Source organism: Allohahella marinimesophila (assembly GCF_039538005.1).
Taxonomy (GTDB): domain Bacteria; phylum Pseudomonadota; class Gammaproteobacteria; order Pseudomonadales; family Oleiphilaceae; genus Allohahella; species Allohahella marinimesophila.
Genome location: NZ_BAABBO010000025.1, coordinates 1 through 6,211 on the forward strand (window position 1 = coordinate 1; position 6,211 = coordinate 6,211).

General features: G+C 51.5%; 5 protein-coding genes and 4 tRNA genes. 1 reads left to right on the top strand and 8 read right to left on the bottom strand.

Annotated features, from left to right (window positions below):
- Positions 1-68: 68 nt before the first annotated feature.
- The 7 genes from ABD735_RS20015 to ABD735_RS20045 all read right to left on the bottom strand — a co-directional run bounded on the left by ABD735_RS20015 (position 69) and on the right by ABD735_RS20045 (position 3,328).
- A tRNA-Thr gene (locus tag ABD735_RS20015) sits at positions 69-144 on the bottom strand.
- A 19-nt stretch (positions 145-163) separates the two neighbouring features.
- Positions 164-238 (bottom strand) — tRNA-Gly (locus ABD735_RS20020).
- 19 nt (positions 239-257) lie between these two features.
- A tRNA-Tyr gene (locus ABD735_RS20025) sits at positions 258-341 on the bottom strand.
- Between the two features lie 61 nt (positions 342-402).
- Positions 403-478: transfer RNA gene (locus ABD735_RS20030), tRNA-Thr, on the bottom strand.
- A 57-nt stretch (positions 479-535) separates the two neighbouring features.
- Positions 536-1,231: an SPOR domain-containing protein gene (locus ABD735_RS20035; protein ID WP_344809858.1), complete on the bottom strand. Its 696-nt coding sequence runs from the start codon at positions 1,229-1,231 to the stop codon at positions 536-538.
- A 46-nt stretch (positions 1,232-1,277) separates the two neighbouring features.
- Complete coding sequence (locus ABD735_RS20040; RefSeq protein WP_344809860.1) at positions 1,278-2,204, bottom strand: type III pantothenate kinase; 927 nt, start codon at positions 2,202-2,204, stop codon at positions 1,278-1,280.
- On the bottom strand, positions 2,201-3,328 hold the full coding sequence (locus ABD735_RS20045; RefSeq protein WP_344809862.1) for a biotin--[acetyl-CoA-carboxylase] ligase: 1,128 nt from the start codon (positions 3,326-3,328) through the stop codon (positions 2,201-2,203). The genes ABD735_RS20040 and ABD735_RS20045 overlap by 4 nt, the downstream gene beginning before the upstream one ends.
- 340 nt (positions 3,329-3,668) lie before the next feature.
- Between ABD735_RS20045 and ABD735_RS20050 the strand changes: the two genes are divergently transcribed.
- Positions 3,669-3,878, top strand: a complete 210-nt coding sequence (locus ABD735_RS20050) for a cold-shock protein (protein WP_344809864.1) — start codon at positions 3,669-3,671, stop codon at positions 3,876-3,878.
- Positions 3,879-3,973: 95 nt separating this feature from the next.
- On the opposite strand, the gene ABD735_RS20055 is transcribed toward ABD735_RS20050, so the two are convergent.
- Complete coding sequence (locus ABD735_RS20055; protein ID WP_344809866.1) at positions 3,974-5,578, bottom strand: cation:proton antiporter domain-containing protein; 1,605 nt, start codon at positions 5,576-5,578, stop codon at positions 3,974-3,976.
- Positions 5,579-6,211: the final 633 nt, after the last annotated feature.

The window sequence follows — 6,211 nt, forward strand, 5'->3', positions numbered from 1 at the left end:
CCGATCAAATTTTGCTTTTCCCATTGCGCACTTTCTCCAAATACACGCTGCGATCTGAGTGAATGAGGTGGAGCTCATAACCGGATTTGAACCGGTGACCTCTTCCTTACCAAGGAAGTGCTCTACCAACTGAGCTATATGAGCATCAAGCCTGTAATGCTCTTGGAGCGGGCAGTGGGAATCGAACCCACGTCATCAGCTTGGAAGGCTGAGGTAATAGCCATTATACGATGCCCGCAAAAAACCAAATGTATTAATGGTGGAGGGGGCTGGATTCGAACCAGCGAAGCTTTCGCGTCAGATTTACAGTCTGATCCCTTTGGCCGCTCGGGAACCCCTCCCGAAATCGCGCAAAATAATAGCTGTACTGTGCGCCAAATCAGTTAACACTTGCTAAAAAAATGGAGCTGGTGGACGGAATCGAACCCCCGACCTGCTGATTACAAGTCAGCTGCTCTACCAACTGAGCTACACCAGCACCGACACGCTTTTCAGCGAGGCCGCAATATTACGGAAGTTTTTTTTCGCATGCAAGTCATTTACAGATGATTTCTTTGTGCTCGACAGATGAGTCGCGCGCGGCGAGTAAACCAAGTAATTCCTTCCTGGTATTTGGGGGGACAGGGACGAGGGTCATAAGCCTGTATTCTGACACTGGCTTCTGCAATTCTTTGATTTTAGAAGTCATACCGAGCGCATTCAAGCGCTGAACCAGCTCATCCGCAGAAGCCCGAGCTGCGAACAAACCGAGCGAAATACCACCTCGCACCTCTCCCTGGCTGATGTAAAAGCTGTCGAAGCCGAGGCTGTCGAGCTCTTCTATTCGGTTTTCAGCTGCTTCCCGCGATTCAAATGGGGGGATAAACACCCAATATTCTAATCTTGCATCCGCCTGCGTGAGTATTTTTTCAACCTGAACGCCGAAATCGTCGAATAAGCGCACGCTCTCGTCCAGCAATGAAATATCACTCATTGGCCCCACAATAATGCATGTTCGTAACTCTGCTACCTGATGCTCCTCTAGAGCCCGGGTGTCTACATTGCCAACCGACCTCCCGGATGCTGTATTGACGAATTGAGCCTGGCCAGCATTTGGACGTGATTGCTGCCGCGCGCCCTCACTCGCAGTCTCTTGAAGTAGCTTCAACTCTGCTGCGCCTTCTAATTCAGGCGGTGCCTTGCGCTGTAAGTGCTCGAGGGCCGTCAACCCAGCCACCGCGAGATTCAGCATTAACAGTGCCAACAAGAGAAAGCGCAAATGTATTACCCGATGATACTCACGGTTTTTGTGGAAAAGGCTCTGTATGACCAGCCACCCAGGCATGAACAAGCCCTTCGAATACAAGTTCCTGTACATAACGGTAGTTGACGAGCGGGGCATACGCCAGAGCGGGCCATCCACCCCCCGTTATCAGAAGCTGACAGGGGGGCTTCGCGAATTCTACCTGAGAAAATATTGAATCAAGAAACGCCACCGTCATGCGGTCGACACCGTGGAATATACATTTAGCTGACGACAGGCCTAGCCGTTCCTGTCTATTGACCGAACTCTTCAAATCGGCGCCTGCCTCCTCCAGTGCGACAACTCGAACTGCGCTCTTGAGAGAATCGGCCATATTCAGGCTCGATAGGGACGTTGAAAATCCGGGGGCAATCAAGCCACCTTCATGAACACCATCCGCCGCTAGAAAATCCACAGTGATCGCCGTGCCGCAGTCAACGACACACACCGCCCCCTCCACTCTCTGAAACGCCGCTACCATCCCCAGCCAACGATCCACACCAAGGGTGCCGATAGCGCCGTATCGCATTGAAACACCCATCGCGTCCTGCTTTACGCGCGCCAGCTCCACAACACCATTGCCTTCACTGGCGCTGCGCTGGAGCAGCGTGACGACCGCCGATGGCGCAACAGAAGATACCAGCACAAGATGCCTTTGATCGGCTAGAAAATCTCGCAAAACTGAGACTGCCGCCAGATGCCTGGACGAATCAGCTTCAGCCAGCTCTGCATTCGCAAATGATACCGACTCGGCCTCGAGGATCGTTTCGATAACTTGTTGCTTCCTGGGGGCGGCCTCGCCATTTCCGCAGGCCGCTCTTAATTCTTTTACGGCACGCTCGCGGATCAGCTTGAATTTCAGCCTTGTATTGCCAGCGTCTACAAGCAGCAATTGAGTGGGCCAGGCAGGCTGATCGATCATTCCGTCAACCCGTCGTCTGCAGGCGAATTCTGTTTCTCCGCCTTTGTTTTTCGCCGGCGCACACTGATCTCTCCGCCTGAATAAGCCAATGCAACCTCGCTGTCGAGAGGCCGCATTAGCAGTCGCCCCTCTTCATCCACACCCATGTTTAGCCCGGCGCTAATCGGCAAGCGATTGTCCTCAGCCGACCGGCTAGAGTCAGGATCGAGCTGAGTCGACAACTCCAACACCTCGTCCGCGAACGCATCGAATTCGGACCAGGCAGGCTGGAAATAAGCAAAACCATGACGCATGAAAAGATCGACTGTTTTGCTGATTTCACTGATGAGATCGGCGGCCAGTAACGATCGCTCTGGCACCACGAGCTGCTTGGCATCAGCCGCTTCCTCAAGTGAAATCCACGGCTGTGAAATTAGGCCTGCCACCTCAGACGCTTGCATACGAACATTCAGCCCCACACCAATACAAAGATCCACAGGACCATCCATTTCGCCCTGGGCGTCAACGAGGACGCCAGCAAGCTTGCGCCCGTCAATCAAGACATCGTTCGGCCACTTGAGACGCGCCTCGATGAATTTGTGAGCATGCAGAACCTTGACGATAGCTATGCCAATGGCAAGACTAAGCCCACTGAGATCGCTAATGGATTTGTAAACCCGAACACTTAATGAGAGATTGATATTGGCAGCGTAAGGGCTCACCCATGAGCGGCCACGACGCCCCCTACCAGACGACTGATGCTCTGCGAGCACGACAACAAATCCGTTATTTTCATCCTGCGCAATCGGCTTTATCGTATCGCTATCTCCAAGTTGACGCCGCAGACTCTCCATCGCCCAGGTATTGGTGGAGGCGATACTATCAAAAATGTCGAGGCTGATAATGCGACCAGCAGAATCACCTAGCCGTTTCCGTACAGTGTCCGACTGCAGTAATTGAAGTGGATCTGTCAAACAATAGCCGACTCCGGCCTTTCGTTTTACCGTCATACCGAAGCCGCCCAATTGGCTTACCCACTTCGATACTGACGTGCGACTAACACCGATCTCTTCTCCAAGGACTCGCCCAGAAACGGGCTCGCCTGAAGCAAGCAAGCGAACAAGTCGTGAAAGCTCTTTTTTCATCCAGTTGCCGGACTCCCTGAGCAGAGTGAATTAAAATACATCAGCGCCGGCAAAACCCTTGGCCCGATGCGTGCAATGAGGTCTACGACAGACCTCATATTGAGTGGAGCCAAAGAGCAACGCAAGTCGCTACCAATCCGAACCAGGCCTTAGCCCTCGGCGATAATCCCAAAAAAGCTTTTGACAAAACACCAAACCGGCGTATAGTGGAGTTGCTTAGAAATGCCGGTGTTATTTTTCGAGTTAAGGTTGTTTTTATCTCGTCCTGGTTAAGATTAGTCAGTAATACCCACTTCTTTAAGCAACACCCTATCTGTTATTTGTAATACAGGACTTAGTTATGTCAAACACCGTCACCGGTACAGTAAAATTCTTCAACGAATCAAAAGGCTTTGGTTTCATTCAGCAAGAGAATGGCCCAGACGTATTCGTTCACTTCAGCTCTATTCAGAGCTCAGGCTTCAAGACTCTGGCAGAAGGCCAGCAGGTTGAATTCACTATCGGCCAGGGCCAGAAAGGTCCTCAAGCTGAGAACGTCAAGCCGCTCTAAGGGCAGGCTTGAAGTCAAGAAGGCTGCTAACGCAGCCTTTTTTATACCTGAGATAATGGTAGTTGATTGCCTTAGGCAGATGAGCCCGGGCCCCGCTACTCCCTGAACTGGGCGACACTCATCGATACCTGATCACTGCCCTCTACTAGTGCCAGACTATCCTCGGCGAATCCAACACCTGCTTCCGTAAAGAAATTGAAGACATGATCAACTCCGGCCTCAAGAAGTGCTTGACGATCATCCTCGTATCGAGCAATACCTGCTATCGCACCCTGAAATCCTGCTGAACGCAATTGTCTCAAAATGTTCGCAGCGTCCCTGATTGACGGTAGAGCCAATAGCACCAGCTTTATACGACGTGTATCAATTGCCTCCCACAGATCGGCACTCTCACCGTCACCCAGGAATACATGCAACCCTGTCGCTTGGAGTTTCGCGATCAGATCAGGCTTTGCATCCATACCCCAAACTCTATCCCCCACACGTGAATGCAGCGCATCGAATGCGCCACGACCGACTCGACCCAGCCCGACTACCAGCATCTCCACATTCGGTGGTCGTTCAACCCGATCTTCTGGCAGATATCGATCAGATTCGAATTTCTTCAACTTCACTTTATGTCGCTGATATAGACTATGAGCGCGCGGATACAGCGAACTGGTAACGACAAAAGACATCGCACAGGCCAAAGCCAATATGACCAACCACTGTGGTGTCAACCAGCCTGCCTGGGTGCTTATGTAAGCCACAATCAGACCGAATTCGCTGTAGTTCGCAAGGGCGAGCGCAGACAAGAAATTGGTTCTCGCCCGCAGCCGCAATACCCCGAAGATACCGAGGAAAAGGCAAAACTTGAGGACGAGTATGAGCAGCAAAAGGAGAGCAATACCGACAGTCTCCATGGTTGGGAGCGCCGAAAGGCCGATCGATAGAAAGAAGGCAATTAAGAAGATGTCTTTGAAGCTTAATAGAGACTTGGACAGCTCAGTGGCTTTTACGTGACTGCTCAATAGCATACCGAGAATAAGCGCGCCCAAATCACCTTTGATTCCAAAGAATTCAAACAGCTGGTAGCCTCCTATGGCCAACAGAAACCCTGCGAGAGGCAGCATTTCGTCATGTCCAGCCTTATCCAGTATTTGTTTTAGCAAAGGCGCACTGAAGAAAACCAGAAACAGCGCTGGCGCATATATTGAGGGCGTCTCTCCAGCAGCTACCGCAAGAAAAACAACAGCTATGATGTCTTGGACGACAAGAATGGTGATAGCGAATTTGCCATGACGTGTCTTTAACTCACCACTTTCTTCAAGCAGTTTTACAACGCATACAGTGCTACTGAAGCTGAGCGCGAAAGCCACGAGACTAGCCCCCAGGAGTGGCAGATCTCCCAGCACTGGTACGCTCAAGATACCTGCCACTAGCAACGCACCTGTAATGAGCGCACACCAGAGAGAGAGGTGGGCGATTCCGCCCCCCCATACTTCGGTCTTCACAAGGTCAGCCAGGCGCAACTTCAGACCGATTGTGAACAAGAGCAAGGTAATACCGACATCCGCTAGCTGGGACAGCAGAGCATTTTCTTCAACGCCGAGAAGATTGAGTACAAAACCAGCGCCGAGAAAACCTACCAGGGGCGGTAGGGACATCTGAACTGCCGCCAGACCGCAGACAAACGCAATCAGGATCCAAAGTATTTCCATAGGTAAGAAACAGGAGCCCTTCTAGCCAGCGACATCAGGAGGTGACCTCAACACGGCCACTAATAATTGTTTAGAACTCTTGCCTCACAGGCGGTATATAAGTGCCCGGAATTGACCACACAGGCCCTGATTGCTGCACGAATGGCTTCATCACTCCTTTGACTTCGACTGCCATCACGATACCCCTCTCGATAGCTTTGAACATCGAGCGGGCGTCGATCGAAGCGACCATAACCTTGATAATGGGAAGATGGTGCCACTGCAGAGCCCCTAAAGCCATTGAGCCGTGAGTTCGTTCGATTGGACTGGGACATGCCAGCCCCTGGAGTGGCCTGCATTTGACTACTGGCAGACCCGGCCTGACCCGCCTGAGTGCTGACGTTTGGAACATACGCATTCTGCTTTTGCTTGCTAAAACTTTCAGCTTCTGCAGTAAGCGTGAATATAAATAGCAGCGCTAATGCCCAAGATGTTGTGACGGGATCTGTTCTCATGATCTGTCAGCAAAACTGCTGCCTCTCGTGAATGATATAAAATCATCTTGCACTCTCACCACATTTAATGCAACGGAGGCCCCTAAAGCAGCCTCACTGACACGACTCCAAAGCCATGCCATAAAAAAAGCCCCGCTGC